General features: G+C 40.4%; 22 protein-coding genes. 2 read left to right on the forward strand and 20 right to left on the reverse strand.

Annotated elements, in window-relative coordinates:
* Positions 1 to 1,164 (reverse strand): MFS transporter, encoded by a 1,164-nt coding sequence (locus AC1M9L_RS00245; protein ID WP_481591125.1) that lies wholly within the window; start codon positions 1,162 to 1,164, stop codon positions 1 to 3.
* Between the two features lie 605 nt (positions 1,165 to 1,769).
* Between AC1M9L_RS00245 and AC1M9L_RS00250 the strand changes: the two genes are divergently transcribed.
* Both AC1M9L_RS00250 and AC1M9L_RS00255 read left to right on the forward strand, forming a co-directional pair.
* A complete protein-coding gene (locus AC1M9L_RS00250) occupies positions 1,770 to 1,958 on the forward strand; it encodes a hypothetical protein (RefSeq protein WP_481590980.1) in 189 nt (62 codons plus the stop codon).
* 65 nt (positions 1,959 to 2,023) lie between these two features.
* A complete protein-coding gene (locus AC1M9L_RS00255; RefSeq protein WP_481590017.1) occupies positions 2,024 to 2,248 on the forward strand; it encodes a hypothetical protein in 225 nt (74 codons plus the stop codon).
* A gap of 451 nt (positions 2,249 to 2,699) precedes the next feature.
* On the opposite strand, the gene AC1M9L_RS00260 is transcribed toward AC1M9L_RS00255, so the two are convergent.
* The 19 genes from AC1M9L_RS00260 to AC1M9L_RS00350 form a co-directional block, all read right to left on the reverse strand.
* On the reverse strand, positions 2,700 to 3,464 hold the full coding sequence (locus tag AC1M9L_RS00260; protein WP_481590981.1) for an N-acetylmuramoyl-L-alanine amidase: 765 nt from the start codon (positions 3,462 to 3,464) through the stop codon (positions 2,700 to 2,702).
* Positions 3,461 to 3,775 carry a hypothetical protein gene (locus tag AC1M9L_RS00265; RefSeq protein ID WP_481590982.1) on the reverse strand — a complete coding sequence of 105 codons (315 nt, stop codon included), beginning with the start codon at positions 3,773 to 3,775 and terminating at the stop codon, positions 3,461 to 3,463. The genes AC1M9L_RS00260 and AC1M9L_RS00265 overlap by 4 nt, the downstream gene beginning before the upstream one ends.
* Positions 3,776 to 3,820: 45 nt before the next feature.
* Complete coding sequence (locus tag AC1M9L_RS00270; RefSeq protein WP_481590983.1) at positions 3,821 to 4,033, reverse strand: hypothetical protein; 213 nt, start codon at positions 4,031 to 4,033, stop codon at positions 3,821 to 3,823.
* A complete protein-coding gene (locus tag AC1M9L_RS00275; RefSeq protein ID WP_481590984.1) occupies positions 4,017 to 4,496 on the reverse strand; it encodes a hypothetical protein in 480 nt (159 codons plus the stop codon). Before AC1M9L_RS00275 ends, AC1M9L_RS00270 begins: the two co-directional genes overlap by 17 nt.
* Positions 4,462 to 4,971 carry a hypothetical protein gene (locus AC1M9L_RS00280; protein WP_481590985.1) on the reverse strand — a complete coding sequence of 170 codons (510 nt, stop codon included), beginning with the start codon at positions 4,969 to 4,971 and terminating at the stop codon, positions 4,462 to 4,464. The genes AC1M9L_RS00275 and AC1M9L_RS00280 overlap by 35 nt, the downstream gene beginning before the upstream one ends.
* Positions 4,955 to 5,206 (reverse strand): hypothetical protein, encoded by a 252-nt coding sequence (locus AC1M9L_RS00285; protein ID WP_481590986.1) that lies wholly within the window; start codon positions 5,204 to 5,206, stop codon positions 4,955 to 4,957. Before AC1M9L_RS00285 ends, AC1M9L_RS00280 begins: the two co-directional genes overlap by 17 nt.
* Before the next feature lie 14 nt (positions 5,207 to 5,220).
* On the reverse strand, positions 5,221 to 5,544 hold the full coding sequence (locus tag AC1M9L_RS00290; protein WP_481590987.1) for a hypothetical protein: 324 nt from the start codon (positions 5,542 to 5,544) through the stop codon (positions 5,221 to 5,223).
* Positions 5,545 to 5,589: 45 nt separating this feature from the next.
* On the reverse strand, positions 5,590 to 8,076 hold the full coding sequence (locus AC1M9L_RS00295) for a phage tail protein (protein ID WP_481590988.1): 2,487 nt from the start codon (positions 8,074 to 8,076) through the stop codon (positions 5,590 to 5,592).
* Positions 8,076 to 8,507: an NlpC/P60 family protein gene (locus AC1M9L_RS00300; protein WP_481590989.1), complete on the reverse strand. Its 432-nt coding sequence runs from the start codon at positions 8,505 to 8,507 to the stop codon at positions 8,076 to 8,078. Before AC1M9L_RS00300 ends, AC1M9L_RS00295 begins: the two co-directional genes overlap by 1 nt.
* Positions 8,500 to 10,815, reverse strand: a complete 2,316-nt coding sequence (locus tag AC1M9L_RS00305) for a glycoside hydrolase family protein (RefSeq protein ID WP_481590990.1) — start codon at positions 10,813 to 10,815, stop codon at positions 8,500 to 8,502. Before AC1M9L_RS00305 ends, AC1M9L_RS00300 begins: the two co-directional genes overlap by 8 nt.
* 59 nt (positions 10,816 to 10,874) lie before the next feature.
* On the reverse strand, positions 10,875 to 11,732 hold the full coding sequence (locus tag AC1M9L_RS00310) for a DUF2163 domain-containing protein (RefSeq protein ID WP_481590991.1): 858 nt from the start codon (positions 11,730 to 11,732) through the stop codon (positions 10,875 to 10,877).
* Positions 11,729 to 12,370: a DUF2460 domain-containing protein gene (locus AC1M9L_RS00315; RefSeq protein WP_481590992.1), complete on the reverse strand. Its 642-nt coding sequence runs from the start codon at positions 12,368 to 12,370 to the stop codon at positions 11,729 to 11,731. Before AC1M9L_RS00315 ends, AC1M9L_RS00310 begins: the two co-directional genes overlap by 4 nt.
* A gap of 10 nt (positions 12,371 to 12,380) precedes the next feature.
* Positions 12,381 to 16,076, reverse strand: a complete 3,696-nt coding sequence (locus AC1M9L_RS00320) for a lytic transglycosylase domain-containing protein (RefSeq protein ID WP_481590993.1) — start codon at positions 16,074 to 16,076, stop codon at positions 12,381 to 12,383.
* Positions 16,077 to 16,187: 111 nt separating this feature from the next.
* On the reverse strand, positions 16,188 to 16,955 hold the full coding sequence (locus AC1M9L_RS00325) for a hypothetical protein (protein WP_481590994.1): 768 nt from the start codon (positions 16,953 to 16,955) through the stop codon (positions 16,188 to 16,190).
* 73 nt (positions 16,956 to 17,028) lie between these two features.
* A complete protein-coding gene (locus AC1M9L_RS00330) occupies positions 17,029 to 17,268 on the reverse strand; it encodes a hypothetical protein (RefSeq protein WP_481590995.1) in 240 nt (79 codons plus the stop codon).
* A 23-nt stretch (positions 17,269 to 17,291) separates the two neighbouring features.
* A complete protein-coding gene (locus AC1M9L_RS00335; protein ID WP_481588146.1) occupies positions 17,292 to 17,612 on the reverse strand; it encodes a hypothetical protein in 321 nt (106 codons plus the stop codon).
* Between the two features lie 6 nt (positions 17,613 to 17,618).
* Entirely contained in the window at positions 17,619 to 18,380 is a 762-nt protein-coding gene (locus AC1M9L_RS00340) for a hypothetical protein (RefSeq protein WP_481590996.1), read from the reverse strand.
* A gap of 59 nt (positions 18,381 to 18,439) precedes the next feature.
* Positions 18,440 to 18,880, reverse strand: coding sequence for a hypothetical protein (locus AC1M9L_RS00345; RefSeq protein ID WP_481590997.1), 441 nt, complete (start codon positions 18,878 to 18,880; stop codon positions 18,440 to 18,442).
* Positions 18,873 to 19,355: a hypothetical protein gene (locus AC1M9L_RS00350; RefSeq protein WP_481590998.1), complete on the reverse strand. Its 483-nt coding sequence runs from the start codon at positions 19,353 to 19,355 to the stop codon at positions 18,873 to 18,875. The genes AC1M9L_RS00345 and AC1M9L_RS00350 overlap by 8 nt, the downstream gene beginning before the upstream one ends.

Consider the following 19,355-nt stretch of genomic DNA (forward strand, 5'->3'; position numbering starts at 1 on the left):
CTATCTTGCTTCAGTGGGCTTGAGATTTGGTAAAGCGGATAAAAATATGAAACCAATCAACGTTGAAGCTCCTGCAATGATAAAAATATAGCTGCCAGAAATCAGCTCCCAATATTGTCCTGCCAATACGCTTCCAGATGCCACACCCAAGCCCCACATCGTACTATACAAAGCTTGAGCTCTACCCTGCTGCCCAGCAGAAAAGTGCTCAAAAATAATGCGCATCGCCAATAAGTGAAATAAACCGAAACTGAATGCATGCATTGTCTGGGATAGAAATTGGAGAACAAAACTTTCAGGAAATAAACCAACAAGCAAAAACCTAAGCCCAGTCATCCATAAACAGATCGCAACCAACTGACGCCATGTAAAACGATTTAAAAAAAATGATGCATAGGCAAACATCATGATTTCAGCAATAACACCTGTTGACCAAAGAAATCCTGTTGCTGTGGTACTAAATCCAGATGACTGTAAGTAATTGCTATAAAAACTATAGAATGGTGCTTGAGCAAACAACATAATGAACTCAATTAAGAAAATTGCTTTCACAACTGGTTGTTTTAAGACTGGAATAATGGATTCAAGTGTTTTTTGGGCTTTTGGTGCGCCCTTCGGTTCTTTTACTGTAAATGACCATAAGAACGCTAGAAATGAAATACTCAGTAATAAAATCGGGAGATACTGAATATCGATGATTTCAAGAATTAGACCAATAAAGAAAACACCAACAATAAACCCAATCGATCCCCATTTTCTCACTTTGCCATAAAGTTCATTTCGTTTTTCGCCTAACCAAAATAATGTAACGCCTTCAAATTGAGCAAGTATCGCATTTTGAAAAAAGCTGAAGATCAACATTAACAAGGCAATTGATTGAAAATTATTAGGTATAATAAAAATGAGGAACCATATACTCGCTTCCATCCATGTTGCGATTCGCACTAATAGCATTCTTTTACCCGTTTTATCCGCCACCCAACCCCAAATAAACGGCGCAAAAAAACGTGTCATGATTGCAATTGCACTAAGCCCCCCAATCTCTAAAAAGCTAAATCCCTGATCTTGCAGATATAGACTCCAATACGGCATGAAGGTACCAACAATCGCATAGTAGAAAAAGTAGAATCCACCTAGTTTTGTTTTAATTGGCAACGCTTGTATCATATTGCAATTACCTGTATTTTCAATAACTTAATACTATTTAATAGTTGCATATATTTGTTACCACTTAGGTGTAATTGCACTTCATCAGTCTACAAATCAGTCTACAAATTTATTTTTTTGTAGACTCTTCATTTTTTGTAGACTGAAGATATTTACGTCTTAGAAAATAATTCTGTGATCATTTTCATCAGAATTAATTGTTAGTAAGTTACTAAAGAAATTTTATACTTTACCTATAAGGTTTCCTACCCAATTTTGCTATTTCTCTTTTTTGAGAATTCAGCGGATAGCATAACTTGCAAAGTATTGAAAAAATTTCAATCTATAGATTGAATCGTACTAGACTGGGGTAATAGAGTTTGATGAGGAGATTACTGCTAAATTGCTAATGTAAAAATTTATGACAATGCATGAGTAAGAGTTTTTATAAATTACAAATATATTAATTTAAATATTATATTAATAATCGATTAATATCAGGCACTCATAATAAATATTTCTAAAACTATAAATCTTGATACATATTCAGGGTATCTATTAATAAATATAAGGCACATGCTGAGTTTGTCGATAATACTATTGACAATTCAAGGACAATCATTATGTCAAATTTCACAAAGTCAAGTGACTCTAAAACCCAGCAACAACAGAACCAGCAACAATCAAATCCTGCAGGCGATAATACGCAAAAAGCTCAGCAAGAAAAAAATAAGGAACAGCAATTAAATGCTGAGAACAGACAAACTAAAGATGCTCCGAAAGAGCATACTGAGGTCGAGGTTAAAAAATAACTTATAACTCAGAGTTCTTAAATCATTTAAAAGGTTTAACTCCTTTTAGGTGATTAGGATAAATAATGAATATTGTTAAAGTTAAAGTCCATAAAATGTATGAAAACTTTCACAGAAATCCAGCTATTCAATATGTTGGTTTTTTTGATGATAATAATGTATTAATCAGCTTATACGATAACAATAATATTAAACTCATTAATAAAATCGGGACGTTGCAATGGGTAAGCATTGCTACTAATCAAGCTTACTTTGTTGAAATACCAGATTATATTAGTGCCGAGAATTAAACTCATGATGATTAAATACCCTCAAGTAATCCTCGTTTTTCACAAAGAGTCAAACCACAGTGATCGTAGATGTGCTTGGGCAAACTATAATTATCAAGGGAAACTAAATAACATTACAGATTTTTATGGCCAGAATTTATCTCTTTACGATGGCAATAAAGTTGTCATCGATGGTGATATTTGGGTTCTGGAAAGTCATCTACACAAGGTATATAGAGATAGAGGTCGCAAATGAAAAAAATTCTAAGTGCATTCGATTTAAAACGTAATTTATATTTCAGAAAATTAATGCTCGATGGTGATTACAAACAAAATGTATATGATTTAAAGCATAGGAATAATTATGATTTATATGTATATAAATTAATAGATAGTGAATCAGGCAGAAAACTGTACTTTAAAAATTTTGTTATATTTAAATAAATTAGCCCTCATTTAGAGGGCTATCTCTTTACTGGTTAGCGATAATTACTTTTGAGATTTCTCTTGCAATCAACCATGCTCGATCTTGAATTAGCTTTGCTTCAGCATCATTAGAGATAAAACCAACTTCAAGAATTAAACCTCCATTTTGTACGAAAGCCAATTTGCCTCGAGCCGATTTAGATTGATCAATCCAGCCACTATCACCACGAAGTCGTGAACCTGTGATTTTCTGAACGGCTTTAGAGATCTCTTGAGCCAATTTCTTATCTTTAGGTAATGAGATTGTTTCAATACCAACAGCAGTTTTGTTTGCTGCTGCATTCATGTGAATCTCTAAAGAAATTTTAGAACCTTTGATTAATTTGAGGGCTGAAGACAACGGATCGTTCTGAGTGCCAATACCATCAGTTTTAACCTGTAAGCCCGCCTGCTTTAGGTAATAAGCTAAAGCATTTCGAATGGTTACAACAAAATCGGCTTCCTTAAGATTGCCATTTACCGCACCAGGATCAGAATTTGAATGCCCTGCTGTTACAGTTACAAACTGATTAATGCTATGTAGTTCAGGTTGAGCCTTTAAGCGAGCAAGAATCATAGCTACACCAACAAAACACCCGACAAATTCTTTCCATTGTTCGGGAATGTAGGTTTTTAGCTCTGGTGGAATAACATTCCACACCTGTACAAACTGATCACAGAATAAAATTAAGGCATAAAAAAAGGCGCTAAATGCGCCTACTTGTACTGACTTGAGTTTCCAAGCCTGTTTCCAATTTTCAATTAATTTCATTTTCTATCCTCTCTGAGGCTTTTCATAATAGCCACATCTTGTTTGAGTTGATTGATTGTATTAATGGTCCACGAAGCACTAGTTATAGATATGCCGAGTAGAATAGTTGATGCCCATTTGAGTAAACCTATCGCACCTTGAGCACGATTGTTTTCACGCTCTAGGGCCTCAATCTTGATCCGATGCTGATCAAGTGCTTGGTGATAACCTTTGTTAATGGCATTTGATTCAATAAGCTGCTCAGACACTTTCTGAAGTTTGTCTGTTACTTCATTTAATTTTTTCCAAAGTGATGCACTAGGTTCATTCACTAACGCCCCCTTAAAATCGGCAATAAAAAAACCACCCAGAGGTGGCTATACATTAAATGGGTTATAGTCCCATTCAGTAAATTCAGATATTGGCTTTTTATATTCCAAAATCCATTGATCAGGTGGTGGTAATGCTACCCATTGCTGAAAATTAAAAACAAACCAAGTTCCGTTTTCTTCTTTAAGATAATAATGTTCGCCAATTTGACTGCGATAATAATCTGAAAAAAACTGGGTACCTTCAGGCGGCAAGTGCATACTGATCTCCTATATACGGCTTACCAATAGCTATAAATTGAACAATCGCCCCAACTGCATTGGTTAGAACCATAGCTGCTAACAAGCCTGCAGAATTTGCCGTCTTTGCTCTACCACGTGCTCGAGTAGTTGTAACACTCGAAGGAAATAGACATGCAAATGCAGCATTACCGACAGCAGTGTTTGTTTCGGGATTTAAAGCAAAGCCAGTAATTAAAATCTTAGGCGGTTCTGCAAACACCCCATCAGGTATATTAATAGTAAAAAATGCATCCGATTCGTCTGCTACAACCTCACCTTCGTAAACAACTCTGGGCCCACCACTCGAAGACTTAAGAACATTACCTACCCGATTCCAGTCAACATATAGTTGATTGTTATGCAGAATAAAGTCATCCGAAAATTCTTCAAGCTCAGGTACTTTTACTTCACTCGGAAACAATATCGGGTTGTTCTGGCTCATAAGGTAAAATCCACCCTTTAATATCACCTTTTAAATTTCTCAAGGCGACCGTAAACATACTTTTAATCAATGCACGTACATCAGCTTCACTCATAAATTGAGTCAAATCAATTCGCACTTGATCACCTGCAGTATCAGTGAGCACTAACACCTTTCCCTCAACCACACCACCATTTACGTGGACATCAGTCATAAATGCTGAAAAATTTAATTCTGTCGTTTGACCAAGCTCATTAACATAAGTGATAAAACGTGCACCTGACTCTGCATCGACTCTTGAAGAGAGAGCTGTTAATGTTTGATTAGCTTTAATAGCATTAATCAATAATTGCGATTCAATACTTAAGGCAATGGTTCCGTTTGGCTTGATATGAATAGATTCATTATCGACATTTACTTGCAGTTGATTATTCGCATTGATTGCTAGGCTCGGATGCAGATCATCCTTTAGTAAAATATCAAGTATCTGAACCATATATATTCCCTGCTAAATCTCTGAACAAAATTCTATTTTCATTAATTTTTTGATCAATTCGATCATCAACCTCATCTAAAGTTAGTCCAGGATCACCTTTGGGTCCTTGACGACCAGCTTCATTTACTTGAACGACTTTGATGGGCATTTTCGCAACTATTGCTTTATTTGATGTGCTGACTGTCACCTTAAGCGCTGAATTTTTCACAATGACTTTGTGAGTGTTTTGGCTCATAGAAATACCCTCCTTTAAGAGATTCGTTCATCAACAATCCATTTGCTTACACCTTTGTCGGGCATGGGAAATACATGACCATCTTTCAAATAAAAGTAGACATCCCAAACATGCTCTCCTATAGGCCAATCATCAGTAGGACCTGTTTCTATAATGAGTCGACCAGGTGTTTCCTCATCTATGGAAATGATGAGTTCTGCAATAACCTCACGACTGATATTTCGTATCTTGCTGCGGATCTCAGTCACATCACTAAAGTCATATGGTGTGCCATCACTATTATTAACGTCTAATGGAATAGGCTTATTCATACCCTGTTTAATCACGATATCTCGCAATTGATTACCCCTTTAAAAATGAAACCACCCGAAGGTGGTTTGTGATTAATCCGCAGTGACTTGTGTGATTCGTGTTGAATAGTTCCACGAGGTCGGCTTCCATACGTCCCGCGCAGCAACACGCACATAATATGTGGTCGTTGATTGCAAGCCAGTAATCGTGCAAGCATTTTCGGTACCCGTCCAACGTGCTGCTGTTATTTCAGGATCAAAGTTCGCATTAGTGCTGATCCACACTTGATAATCTTTCAGATCCGGTACTTCACTTGGAATCCACGTCACTGTGATCGAATCTGCAGTAGCAGATGTGTACACGTTCAACAATTGTGGTGGCACTGGATTACTGATATTCAGTTCAGCATAAGTGCTGATAATCGAACCGTTTTTACTTGCAACACGCACTGTATAAGCACGTTGAATACCGTCGATTTTCGCTTCATCCATACTGTATGAATAATCGGTATTCGTCGTTTCAATTGTTCTTAGCAATACGCCATTTGACCAAATTTGCACAACGTAACCAGATGCGCCTGCGGCTGATTGCCATTGCACTTTGAAGCTAGTACCAACGAATGCCGACTGAAGTGACAAGCCCTTAACACCTGCAGGACGACCACCATTGATTGTGTAACTGTATGCCGTCACTTCATCTAAGGTTTCTTCTTTTTGCTCAAGACCATTGAAGCTTGTGAACTTCAGATAAATCTGCTTACCAACCATATTTGAGTTGAAGTCATATTCAAAAATGGCTCGGTCAATACGAACAAATGATTCACCTGCATTATGTGTACTTGCATCATCAAAACGGCCACGAAGCATGCCACTTAATGTATAACGCCCTGATCCATCCAAGGTTGCATCGATATAATTGATATATTCATCACCAACTTTACACAGTGTTGCATCAACTTCAGCATCTTCTAGCGTACCTCCAAAGATTTGAGATGATGTATTCAATTGCACTTGCATCGATGTGTCATCCGCATCAATGGCTGAAACTAATGTACCGTAACGTGCAGAGCCATAGATGGTGCCGATCATTTCATAAGTCGTGTTGTCTATACTTGCCCAGACGTTACAACCACCCCAATTAATACCACCAGATGCAGCTACCCAGATTTGATTTTTACCATCGGTTAATTCTAAAGGAGGCTCAAAAATTGCCGGTGCATTAACGTTGCCTGGTTCCTCATTACCACCTTGGTACCCATTCGATGATTGCAGATCATACTCAACTGCTGAACGAGATCCGACTGCTAACTCTTCTGCGGTAATCGAAAGTACACCCTCTTCATCTTCTTCAACACGAGTGATCCGTACTGGAAACTGATTTAAACCCAAGGATTTATCTGTAATGGTCACAATATCCATCGGCTCAAGTCGGCAGTACTTCCAACCCAATTCAAACTCATATTCATTTCGAACATAGAGTTTTCGCTGTAATAGCAATTGCACCGCATGGCGAGCAATTTTTGGCTCACAGAAAAAGTCAAACTTAACTGGATCTTGTGTACGGAGCCCAAACATTTCAATATTTGCTTGGTCCTTTGCTTCAACGGTTTCCGTGTTGTACTGGTTGAAGCGATTCACGTACTCAATTTGGCAATGATTATATGCATCAGTATCACGGCTTCGACGCACACGTACTGGCTGATCTTCACCTATAAAATCGTCATCTGTTAAGTGATATACCGGTTCAAGATTTGGCGTAAATGTCACGCCATTTCCTGTCACTGCACTGTCACCGTATGAACGGATTTTCAAACCGTCTGGACTTGGTACCACAGCACAATTCACCGCTTCCACAATTTCATTGATGATTTCAAATGCTTCACGCTGTTCAGTCAAAGCAGGACTGATCAACAAATTGGTGGCTGCACAATACGTCCGAAATTCAGATAAATCTGCCATATTCAAACTTGGTGCTGCACCGTACCGTGGATTGGTGATGAAGTCTTCTATCACGTCAGCGGGATTCGCATCATGAATCGTTTCTGAAAATGTAATGTCGCTGATCACTTCAAAATTATGATTCGATAATGCTGCACTACCACCCAGATCATAATTAGCACATGCGACATATCCAAGGAACGGATAATGCACTGCTTCATCTGGATGCTTGGATGCTAAATATCCCCAAACAGGATTGTGATCACCATCAAAGAGTTCAAATCCAACTTGATCAATTGGCTTGAGTTGCACACCGCCTTCGGTTTTTGTGACGATCTGTTCTTTATCACGCCATACAATCCCAATATCTTTGATTTTATTTTCGCATAGCCCAAGCATTAACGATGCTGAATACGTATATGTTGTGTTTTTAGTCTTAGTTTTACCACCTTTACCACCTGATTTAGTGGTTGTTGTATGGGCCGTGGCTTTAAAGTCTCCATACCAAAACATGTTGGCTGCAACACGATTTTTACCATAAACCAATGGCTGAGTCAGACCGTATGCAGATTGCTGAATGCGCATCGAATTGATGCGCTTATCAGATGTACTGACTGTTGTAGTCCCAAATATTCCGCCCATTATTCTTTTAGCCTCTTCATACGAAAAAAGCCCGCAATTCTGCGAGCTAGACTTCCTTTTGTGCCATCTTGGAGTATTACTCCTTGATGTATATAGGAGTGAATAATCGTTGGCCATTCGACGACAATTGCACCATGACTGATGCACTTGCCAAAGTGGTATAAAACAATGTCACCAGGCTGTGGCTCATCGACTTCATAGCACACGGATAAAACGTGCTCTAAATATCGTTGGCCAAGCTGGTGCATGTGCCAATCCGGTGGGTATGGACGCGGATCTAAGTGATCCATCAAGCCCACTTTTTCATAGACTTCACAGATCAACGTTCCACAATCCACACCCACGCCTTTAACTCGTCCCTGATGATGATAGGGTGTACCGAGCCATGTCATTGCTTCAGCAACAGCTTCGATGTTTTTTGAATTAGACATATTCTGCATTGGTAATTTCAGTATTATCAAAAGTAGCAGTATTTGTATAAAGTACGCCCGTCGATTTCTTCTGACGTATTTTATTGAATGAGCTGTCTTTGATTGGTCCATCAAGTCGGAGCGGCGTTTGAGAAAAATTGGACTCAATCCCATTTACAGTGATGTTAGTCATATCGCCCATTTGAGCTGCAGCACCGTAACCTGAACTCACTAAGACAATAGCACCATTAAATGTACCGTCTTTGTCTGAGATATTATCGACACTAATATTTTTAAGCTTTGATCCTCCAGATGCCAAAAGTCGGACACCATTGTGCAAACCTCTACCTGAAATACTGTTGATTTGAATATCTTCAATATCTCCACCAAAACCACGATCACCATAACCGCCTACCTGCATCGGATAAATATAGTTGCCTGACGGGTGTTGGACAATAAAGTTCTGAATCGCTGAAAGTGCAACCATGTCATCACCAGTAAAGCCAGTGATATTGTAAATTTTTCCTTTTTTACAACCCTGACGTACATCAACACCATCCCCGTTTTTAACAGTAGTGTGGAACCCAATGTTGTAGACTTCGAAATTTTCACAACCATGCTCTTGAGAAATCGCCCAACACGTTGTTTGAACCATGCCAAAGTCATGCAATTTATAGTCTTTCACATTTGCAAATAAAACTGGCAATGTTCTCCAGCCGTAGAAATCACCAACCCACGGGATCGGATCACCGCCTTTGGTTGGATGAGGCGCAGTGTATGGAACATCTGGACCGCTAAGCAAAGAGACTGACTTATTCTTACCAAATACTCGAATATTGCGATTTTCGTTGAGCTCCAGCGCATATTCAAAAGGATCGGGATTTGGAACAATCCCCTCATTGCGAATCACATTATCAAATACACCGTCAGCAAGTTTTATAGTGGCTTCGTTTAGATATATCCAACAATTATCAGGCAATAGTACAGCTGAGTTACGTAACCATACGCCTGATTCCATATCCAAAATTCCCCAACCCCGCTTTTTGATAAAACGTATTGCCGTATCAATTTGCTCATGTTGCGTAGGAGCTGAAAATTCTGAAATTTTCAGCACATTACCATTTTTGAACATTTCAGACATCATATCGGCCATTGCGCCAAAACTACTGCTACCACCACCAAGGCTTGGTGAATTTTTTAGTGTTTCAATATCGGTTTTTAATTCTTGGTATACCGCCTGAACTGATAACACGGATTTAAAACCCGTAATTTCTAAATTTGAATTTTCTGCGGTTCCAGCAACCTCAAGTGTTCTTAAAGCGTACTTTGCACCACTCGGTATGGTCAGGCTACCGTTTCCATACTTGGTTGAGATAGTTAAACGGTTTAACTGTGAATCTGCAAAAACCCAAACCCACTGTGGAATATCTGTGCGAGCATTTCTTATTTCAATGCGTTCAAACTCAGAAACATCGAGTTGTAGATAACTTCGATCAACACCTGGTGCAAGTAAATTCGGATTATCACTATTTGTAGCTACTGCAGCTCCAACAATAGGTTCAAGCTCAAGCTCAATTTCCGAAGCGCCGCCTTTCAGATCTTCTACTTTTTCCGCGACTTCACCTAAGCTTTCATTGAGTAGATCGATTCGATTATTTCCAAGCGCATCGTATACAAGATAACTTGTTGCTATGTTTTCGGAGATTGTACTTTTCACTGTTTTTAAAGCAAATACAGCTCCAGCTGGGACTATATATAAACCGTCACCATAGTTTTCTGATACAGAGATTCTATTACCTGAAGCATTAATATAATTTAGTCGCCAAGTTGACTCATTACGGCTGCCCTCAATTTTTACTTGATCCCCTGCTTTAACAGGGATCTTAATATATTGCCCGCCTGTATATGGTTTCAACACCGCATTATTAATATTCGAATCAATAATATAATCATTAACTGTAATTATCCCTTCAACTGTTTTAAAGCCAGGAGTGTAAACACTTTCAGAAAGCTTAGAATCTGTATAGTTATTTGCAAGACCGACAGGATCGTATGGACTTTTTGTTAATGTCGTCGCATTCTCTGTTGACTTATAATAATCACCGCCATTCGCTAAGCTGTTTACACGCACAGTTACGCCCAACGGTATATTCGAAATGTCATTATTAGCGGTGACTAAATCTGTATAAGACTTAAAATATCCACCGGATGTTGCGGCTTGACGAGCATCAAGTTCCCCGACAAAATTTAGAAACTTAGCTTGCGCAATTTGGAAATTACGTTGAGTAATATTTGTACCAGCAAATTCAAGAATGTTAGGTAAAGGCATTTTTTGACCCCACAAAAAAACCCAGCTCAATGGCTGGGTATGGATTAATACAAATTTGATTAAACTGCGGTTTCAGGTACCGGTATAAAAGGCGCACCACGGAAACGAGAGAAATTATTGAAACGGTTCTGGCAAGTTTCCAGTCGCTTATCACATCCTGGATAAACTTTGATTCGTTGCCCTGCCTGTGGTGCTTCCAACAACGGCAAAGTCAATAACAAAGCACCTGATTCGTGCATTCGAATCGTCCGTTTTAGACCTGCATTTCCACCTTCCAGAAACTCGATCACACCTTGAGTAAACCAACCTTGAGGCTGATTCACCTGGCATATAATTCGTGATGCAGTACTGCCTGTTTCAATAGTTGTCTGCACCATGAAATTTTGACGCAATAGACCGCATGCCGTGTCAAATAGCGTATTGGTACAACTTGGCTGATAAAGATTTCGCGGCATTTGCACGTTCAATTCATCCAGATCTGATGCAACACTAGCTTGAATTAAATTGCGATCTAAGTCAGGCTCAATGATTCGACCTTCGAATAATTTGATCGTCCCGGCACTGGTGTCCGTTGGCATACTCATATCCATAAATATGCGCTCCAACTTAAATCGAGCACCATCTAATTGACCATTATGAAACGCTTGAACAACATTAATGCCGCTCCATTCTTTATCATCAATACAATTAATGCTGATCGATAAATTATCAACTTCAATACCGAGTGACAGACTAATTCCTTCCCGGCTGATGATCGGACCTTTCGAACTATATGCTTGACCTGCAACAGTCAAATCAAAATCATAATTGGTATATCTGAATACATCACCCTGCACAGTTGTAATCGTATAGAGATCTGCCATTACAAACCGATCTGCATCAAGCAATGCAATTAATTTTGGAGAAGCAGCTCTCATACTTTATTTCCTAAAGATCCCACCAGATCAACTCTTTTTGCGTTCCAAAGTTTATGCATAAAGTTCGTAAACTGTTGCTCATCATCAGCAAATCGACACCGATAATAAAAAATGCCATCAACTTGCAACGTATCACCTTCAGCAAGGGGTATCGGTAAATTTAACAAACCGTTCTTTGTAATTTCATACTGTGTTACCCACATTTTTGCCTCAAGATCAGTCCACATTGGTTGATCAAGATCATCACTCCACATAAGAGGGTCTTCAGATACAAACTCAGCCGTATGACTTACCGGTATTTCTAGGCTGGCCATTTTCTTATGCAATTGAAAAGAAGTGGTTTCACCATCACCTTGAAAAGTGCAATTAAACTCATAATCATCAGGCATCTTGAAAAGAAATGAATCGAAAGCACCACGGCGCTCTAAAAAGAAACTTTCGAGTTGCTGCAATTCATTCCTACCATTATTTTCACGTAAAAATGCAAATGACATTGAGATTTCATACTTAGGAACGGCTTGGTAACTTGCTCGTAGCTCTCGACCATTCACAGAAGTCATAATTTTGGTATTAAAAATGGGAGTTTTTGACAACTCCCATTCAAGACCAGGTAATTCAGGAAATAATACATCAGACACGAAAACCTCCTTAGGTACCGAAATTACGGCGATGGCCCTTTAATCCACTCGCCAATTCACGACCATGCTTTTCAAAGAAACGCTTTACGTCACGTGAGTCAAAGGCTTGAATTGAGAAATGGTTACTCACTTGTTGACTTGGAGTTTGAGGTGTGCCAAAGCTTCCATCTGCACTTAGTGACTTACCTAAGGCACGAATCGTATTCGCGTGCTGCTTAGGTAAAACCATTTCTTCTTCGTGAAGTTGAGTCATGGGGTTTACACCAGCAGGAATATCGTACCCGCCTCGAGCAGAGGCCACTTTTCCAACAATTGCTGATACACCCGCGAATGCAGCAATACCAGCCGCCACACCCAATGCAGGACCTACGATTGGAATAGACGAAAGCGCAGCCCAAGCACCAGCCATAGCCTCCCAAGCTGACATCATGATTGACTTTAAGACTTCCATGAGCTTTAAACCTAAACGAGCAATTACACCTGTTGAAGTTGCAGCGGTTTTCATGCCTTCACCAGCTACCACGGCGCTAGTCTGTGCAGCTTGACCTGTCACCTCCGCAGCGGTTTCAGTTTTGATGAATCCAAGCTTCGTAGCCAAACGAACAGCGAGTTCTTTAGCTAGTTTTTTGGTTGGTTCAGTGATCATATTTTGAATGAATTCACCAGCAAGTTCTGTGAATATGGCGTTCATGGCATTTTTCCATGTGAGTGTTCCATTCATCATGGATTGAATACCTTTCTCCCATAGCCCTGACATACGTGAAGTCAGACCACCAAACTTTTCTTCAAAATCAGCTAATTGAGCATCATCCAACTTCTTAGGTTGATTTATATCGGAAAGGCTTTTTTGATAATCTAAAGCACCTAGGTTATTACTGGCAGTAGCAATGCCTTTTGGGTCACCTGTCAGTGCACCTAATTGCATCTCAAGATCAAGCCGCTCTTCTAAGCCAATCCGTTTTGTAGCAGTCAGCTTATCTTGAAGTTCTTTTTCAAGATTAACCTTGTCAACATTTGAAATCTTTCCAGCATCAAACAGTGCTTGAAGCTGAGCCATTTCAATTTCGTAAATACGATCAGCTAGGATTTCACGTCCTGATATCTCAAGCTCATTCAGGCTTAATCGGTGCTCAAGATTTTCAATATCAATTGCTTTGATTTTTTCTGCTGCATCTTTTTCTGCTTGAATCGCAAAAGCTTTTTTCTCATCACTGCTTAATGTTGATTTCTCAATCTCATCAAGCTCATTTTTGAGATCAATAGCAATCTGCTTTCGCTCATCTGCATATTTATACTGCAGTGCTAGCATTTCCTTTTCAGCTTCTTCAGCTTTGCGGATTTGTTCTTGAAGTGATTTATCAAAATCTGAAGATTCAGTCCCTGCTTCTACACCGTTAACGCCAGCCATGTAACCCTTGACGTTTTTCACGTACTGGCGATTAATTGGACCAATACCGGTACCACGATCAACATTCCCTTCACCTGCATGATAAGCAGAAATAGCCTTGTTGATATCACCATACTTATCTAGCAAGAAACGCATGTATTTGGCTGCGCCTTCAGCAGCTTGTTTTGTGTCGAATGGATCAGATACGCCAAAGCGCTTGGCGGTCATATCCAGCATTTGAAAGTTGCCTTTCGCCGTGCCGTATTTAGTCTGAACGCCTTCAACATTTCGACCCTTAGTCTCTTGCATGTTAAGAGCTGATAGCATGCCACTCGGCAAGCCATACTTGGCTTCAAATCCTGAATAGTTAAACTTTTCAGCATTAGCTTTTACACGTGCATTGACCTGCAAGATCTGTTGCTGTTTTTCAAGCTCCTTAGTTTGACGTTTTTGAGTCTCCTCAGCTTTCTTTTCAGCCTCCTCACGCGCTTCAGCTGCTTGTTTACGCTTCCAGTCCGCTTCTTCAGCCTGTTTAACAGCTTCAGGCATTGCACCGTCTTTAGCGGTGTACCCCATTCCTGCCTTATCGCGAGCATCTGCCATGTGCTCAGCACGCTCACGCGACACACCACCAACTTTCATGTTGTGTTGAATATAGCGTTCTCGTTCAGAATGTTTGTTAGATTCACGAACATACTCCATCTGCTTTGCAGTCAAATTGGCTAATGCATTTGCTTTATCGTTGATGGAATTGGTGTGTTCTTTATTATCCTTAGTACCTTGTGTCACAACTTGGTTATAAGTCTTTAGAACCCCCTGAGCATCAATGACTGCTTTACGCTCTTTAATGGCAGCCGCAGCGGTGTCATCAATGCTTTTTTTATGCTTAGCCTCAACCGTACTTAGGTTGTTAATACCAGTAGCAAGCTGATCAACAGAGATTCTTTTCTGCAGATAAAGATCATATAATTCTTTAGCTGCTTTTTTATCAGCATCTGATGCATCGGAATGATTAACAACCGCACGCACCAAGCCAAGTAATGCAATTTCCTGTTTACGGAAACCTTGCTCAGCTGTGGATAAATCTGCTGTAGCTTGTCGAGTCAATACACGCTGTTGAGCCTTATCAAGCTTTTCATATTCCTCGCGAAGTTGAGCAACTGTTTTACCTTGTGTGCTTAAAGCAGGTAGAGCTTCATCACTGCTTCGTTTCATGTAAAGAAATGCAGCACCTGCCGCTACACCTTGAAGTACTAACATACCTAGGCCAGCAGGTCCACCAAGCAATGCGGATGCGCTTCGCAGTACACCCATCGCCGTAGCGGTACGCATTGCCTGTCCTTGAAGCGCAGACAATTGCATTTGATAAGCCATGCCTTGGGCAACACCAATCACAAACTCTTTAGCTAATACGGCGCATTGAAGAACCAGTTTAGCTGAAATAGCTGCACCTAAAGCGATGACCACAGCTTTGATATTGTCAAAGTTCTGCGCAATAGCAGTCACTGCAGGCGTTAATGAATTGATCAGCATTGCCTGAAAGCCTTGGAACTGAAGCTCTAGTGTGTAAAGGTTTTCTTTAGCCTTACCGAGGTTGTCCACCATATCTTTAGACATAATAGCGCCAGCATTCTTGGCTTCTTCACCCCATTTTTTAAATCCTGCACCGCCGTCTTTGAGTAATGGAATAAGCAAACTGCCATCATTGACGATCTGCTCCATGTAAGTGATAGTTTCAGCGTGCGATAAATTGGCTTTTTCCAATCCATCGTAATATGCCTGGATAACTTCTGGACCACTTAAATCTTTGAACATATTGATGGTCACACCAATTTTAGGCGCAACATTTTCAAAGAAGTCCATCATTTCGCCTTCACCACGGCGTGCTTCACCGAGCCGATCAAGCGCATCCTTACCCATCATCCCGAACTGTTCTAATGATAATCCAGCTGTTTGAGCACCCTTGGCAAAGTATTGAAGGTCTTCTACCGATTCACCCAGCATGTCAGACATTTTCTGAACTTCTGAAGCGGTGCTAATTGCATTGCGAGTGAAACTGACCAATCCATCTACAGCTAAGGCAGAACCAATACCAGCAGCAATTTTTTTACCAAGGCCCAGCATCTGCGTTGAGATATTGCTTGAGAGATTATCAAAGGTCTTTTGCAAACCCGACACGTCAATCTGAAAGTCCACTTTTTTACCTGTGACTTCAATCTCCTGCGCCGTATCTTTAACAATACTTTCGGCTTCATTCATGCCTTTTTTAAGTTCGGAAGTCTTCGCACCAACGTGCACTTCCACTCGATTGTTGCTCATAATTCCTATCTCGCAGGCATAAAAAAACCGCCGTGAGGCGGTATAGAAAATTTTCAGGTGTTAAAAAGCACTCTAAGGTGCTTCTTTAAGTAAGTTTCAAAACTATGGGAGTTACTGTTTTGTTCCTAAGTACAGTACTGCGTTCTGCCTATTGTTATTTTCTGCCACTGCATAAAGTGATTTAATTGATGAATCATAATAAACCACGCCCTTTACAGACTGTCCCGCTAAGATACAAGGTGAATAACCAAAAGCTAAATCAACATTGTAGTAAGGTGCATTTTCTTCAACTGCTATTTTCCCCGAGAACGTGCAGCCACTTTGTCCCTTACCTGAAATCACTCCCGTATTTGAAATTGTTAAGGTTGCTTCTTCAATACCTTCAACTATCGCTGATTGACCTATATAAGATCCTGCAATTGTCGTGAGATTGGATAAAGAGTTATTTAAATCAGCATCATATAAAGTGTCAAATGTAACCTGATTTGAAGGCGTATAAGTGATCGTTCCATTTAGGCTCTTTTTAGTTTCAAAAGTACCACTAATAGATGTGTCGTAAACTGCACTACCACCAAAATAAAAGTCTTTCCCTTTATTCGCTTTTACTGTGTTATCAGAAACAGTTAAGTCACCAGTCATGAAGCCAGTAATTCCGTTAGAATAAGGTGGTGTATATAAAAACCAGAATTTATTATTTTTATCTACCAACCCAATAACATTCTGCGATTGATTGGTCTTGCCAGTATAAACACCAGTGATTTCAGCATTAGCTACAGGTGTTTTATCTCCCTCATTATTAGAAGAAGATGAATTACCCCCACCACCACCGCAAGCAGTCAATGCCAAAGTTAATAGACCCAATCCAATTACTTTTTTCATGGTTATATCCAAGTTGTTATAAAGTTCCCGCAAACTTTAACCAACTCAAAAACTTTAATCAATCAGGGTAGCCTTAGCCACCCTGAGGAAAGTTCTGCAGATCCGCAAACAGATCATCTTCATCATCGCTTTGCGTATCATCTGAACCAGTATTGTCTTCAATCCCCATAAATGCCTCAAGGATCCGACACAGACGCTGAATGCCAACATGGCTGGGAGGAAACTGCTTGTGATACGTATTCAATGCTTTGACTCTTGGGAAATCCAATTCATTACGCACATAGTCGTAATCCTTGCCCAAAGTCAGTACCAAATGCGTGTACAGCTCCTCCCAGTCTATTCCCCCGAATCAGTGGCCTGCTCGTCTTCCCCTGTATAAACCAGACCTGAAGCCCCCATGACCGTTTCAAATACGGCGTTCACGTGACCAACATCAAGTAGTTCATCAGCAATAAATTCGCGGGTAATGTCAGGATAGTTACGCTTTAAAGAGCTATGTGCTACATCTGCCACTAAAGCAAAGTCACTTGGATCAAAGGTTTTAAGCTTTGGCATCAGCTTTTCAGCAGCACCCAAGGATAACGGCGCAAAAATCCAAATCTGGCCATTAATTTTAAGCGGATTACCACGTGGGTTTTCGACCTGGTTAAATTGCATTTGGTATTACTCCGAAGTAGTCCATTTGAAGACACGACCTAAATCATCGGCCATTGGCTGGAATTCAAACTCAGGTAGATCGTAATCATCCTGTTTTGAACTGAATGCCAATTTGTTACTGACACAGCGGAAGAATTCCATACCATAGAATTTACCCTTGTAGTCACGGAACAGATCAACACTGAATTCAGGCGTATAACCCATATCCAAGTTGCTTACGACACCCGATTTGGCACCTGCCACCGTCGCTGTGTATTTAAAGCTGATAAATACCGTTTTACCCACATCAGCTGCTGCAAAGGTATAAACACCTGTCGCTTCATCCACACTGTATTGACCTGCAACCGGTGCACTTTCTACACGCTTTAAAGGAACTGCTTTGGCATCTGTCACACCCAAGTCTTTCAAGAATGTGCCGCTGTTCGGAACGACTGGTGTTACTGACGCTGCAACGACTTCACCATTAATGGTTTGCGCGACTGCAGTAATACCACCTTCAGTGACCACACCACCAAAGAAAATGGAATTCAGCAATGCGCCGTTGATGCGACCCATGGTTGCTTTACACTTAATCGAACCTTTACCGCGTGCGGCATCCACGGCGAACTGACCACGACCATAGAGTTCTTTTAAGTCATAGCTGATATCAACTGACGTTGACTGCAGTACGCCCACTTCAACGGGTGTACCGTTGATGATTGGATTACCGTGCACATCCTGTAATGGTGTGGCAAAGATTTTACCGGCACCAAATAAATATTGAGCCATATCGACCTCTTAAAAATGAAAAACCGCCGTATTGGCGGTCATGGAATTTATAAATTGCTTTAGGTAGTGGTAAGGATCCGAATCGGAATGATGGCAATCCCTTGGTCATCGAGCATGTTTTCCACTGCTTCAAAAACTTCGATGGTGCCCTCAATCCAACAATGCTCGACCAATCCCCCTAAGGTTTGGTATTCGCAGATGTCAGGATGATCAGGCGCAAGCTTGGCACGTACTTGATCAATCATCTGATTCAACTGGACCGACGGCGGTATTGTTGGATCTGATTCATGAATGTAAACGTACACTTCCGCTTCAAGCTCAACCTTGGCATCCAAGCCTTTCACTGGCACTTCGGTTTGATTACCTTGCGTCACGAATAAGGCAGGACGGTCATCAGGTGCTACATGATTAAAATGCTTCAAGCGTCGACTGGTGGTTTTAATCCCATCAATACATGAAAGTCGGTCAAACAATGCCTGGTAAATGGCTTCACTATTCACTGCTCAACCCCCTCTCAATTGCAGCATCAATATTCTTCGGCACGATCTTCGCCACGTCATCCAATGAATCACGCATAAAACGGCGTTCTCGAAAGTCTGCTTTACGCGAATGGGCTTTGATCATGATTTGACGTGGTGTGATCGGCTTACCAAAGACTTTCTTGATCATCCGAAGATGTGCCTTAATGGCCATTGCACCTTTAAGCCCAAATTCATGAGCAAAGGCATACGGTACCAAGGCACCACCAGCTCCGACTGTACCCTCGATCCAGTCCTTATCCTCTTCCACCTTGGATGAAACGGATCCTCTTAAACGTCCAGACTGCACATTCAAACGCTGACCTGTCAGCATATCTTCCTGAATAGTGCGCTGAAGTTTAAGTGTGAGTGCATTTACCGTGCGCCGTATTTCAGCACGTACACGTTCATTGACCTCGTTAAAATCAACATCAGCATCAACACGGTAATCACTCAT

The organism is Acinetobacter sp. ANC_7511 (assembly GCF_056779975.1).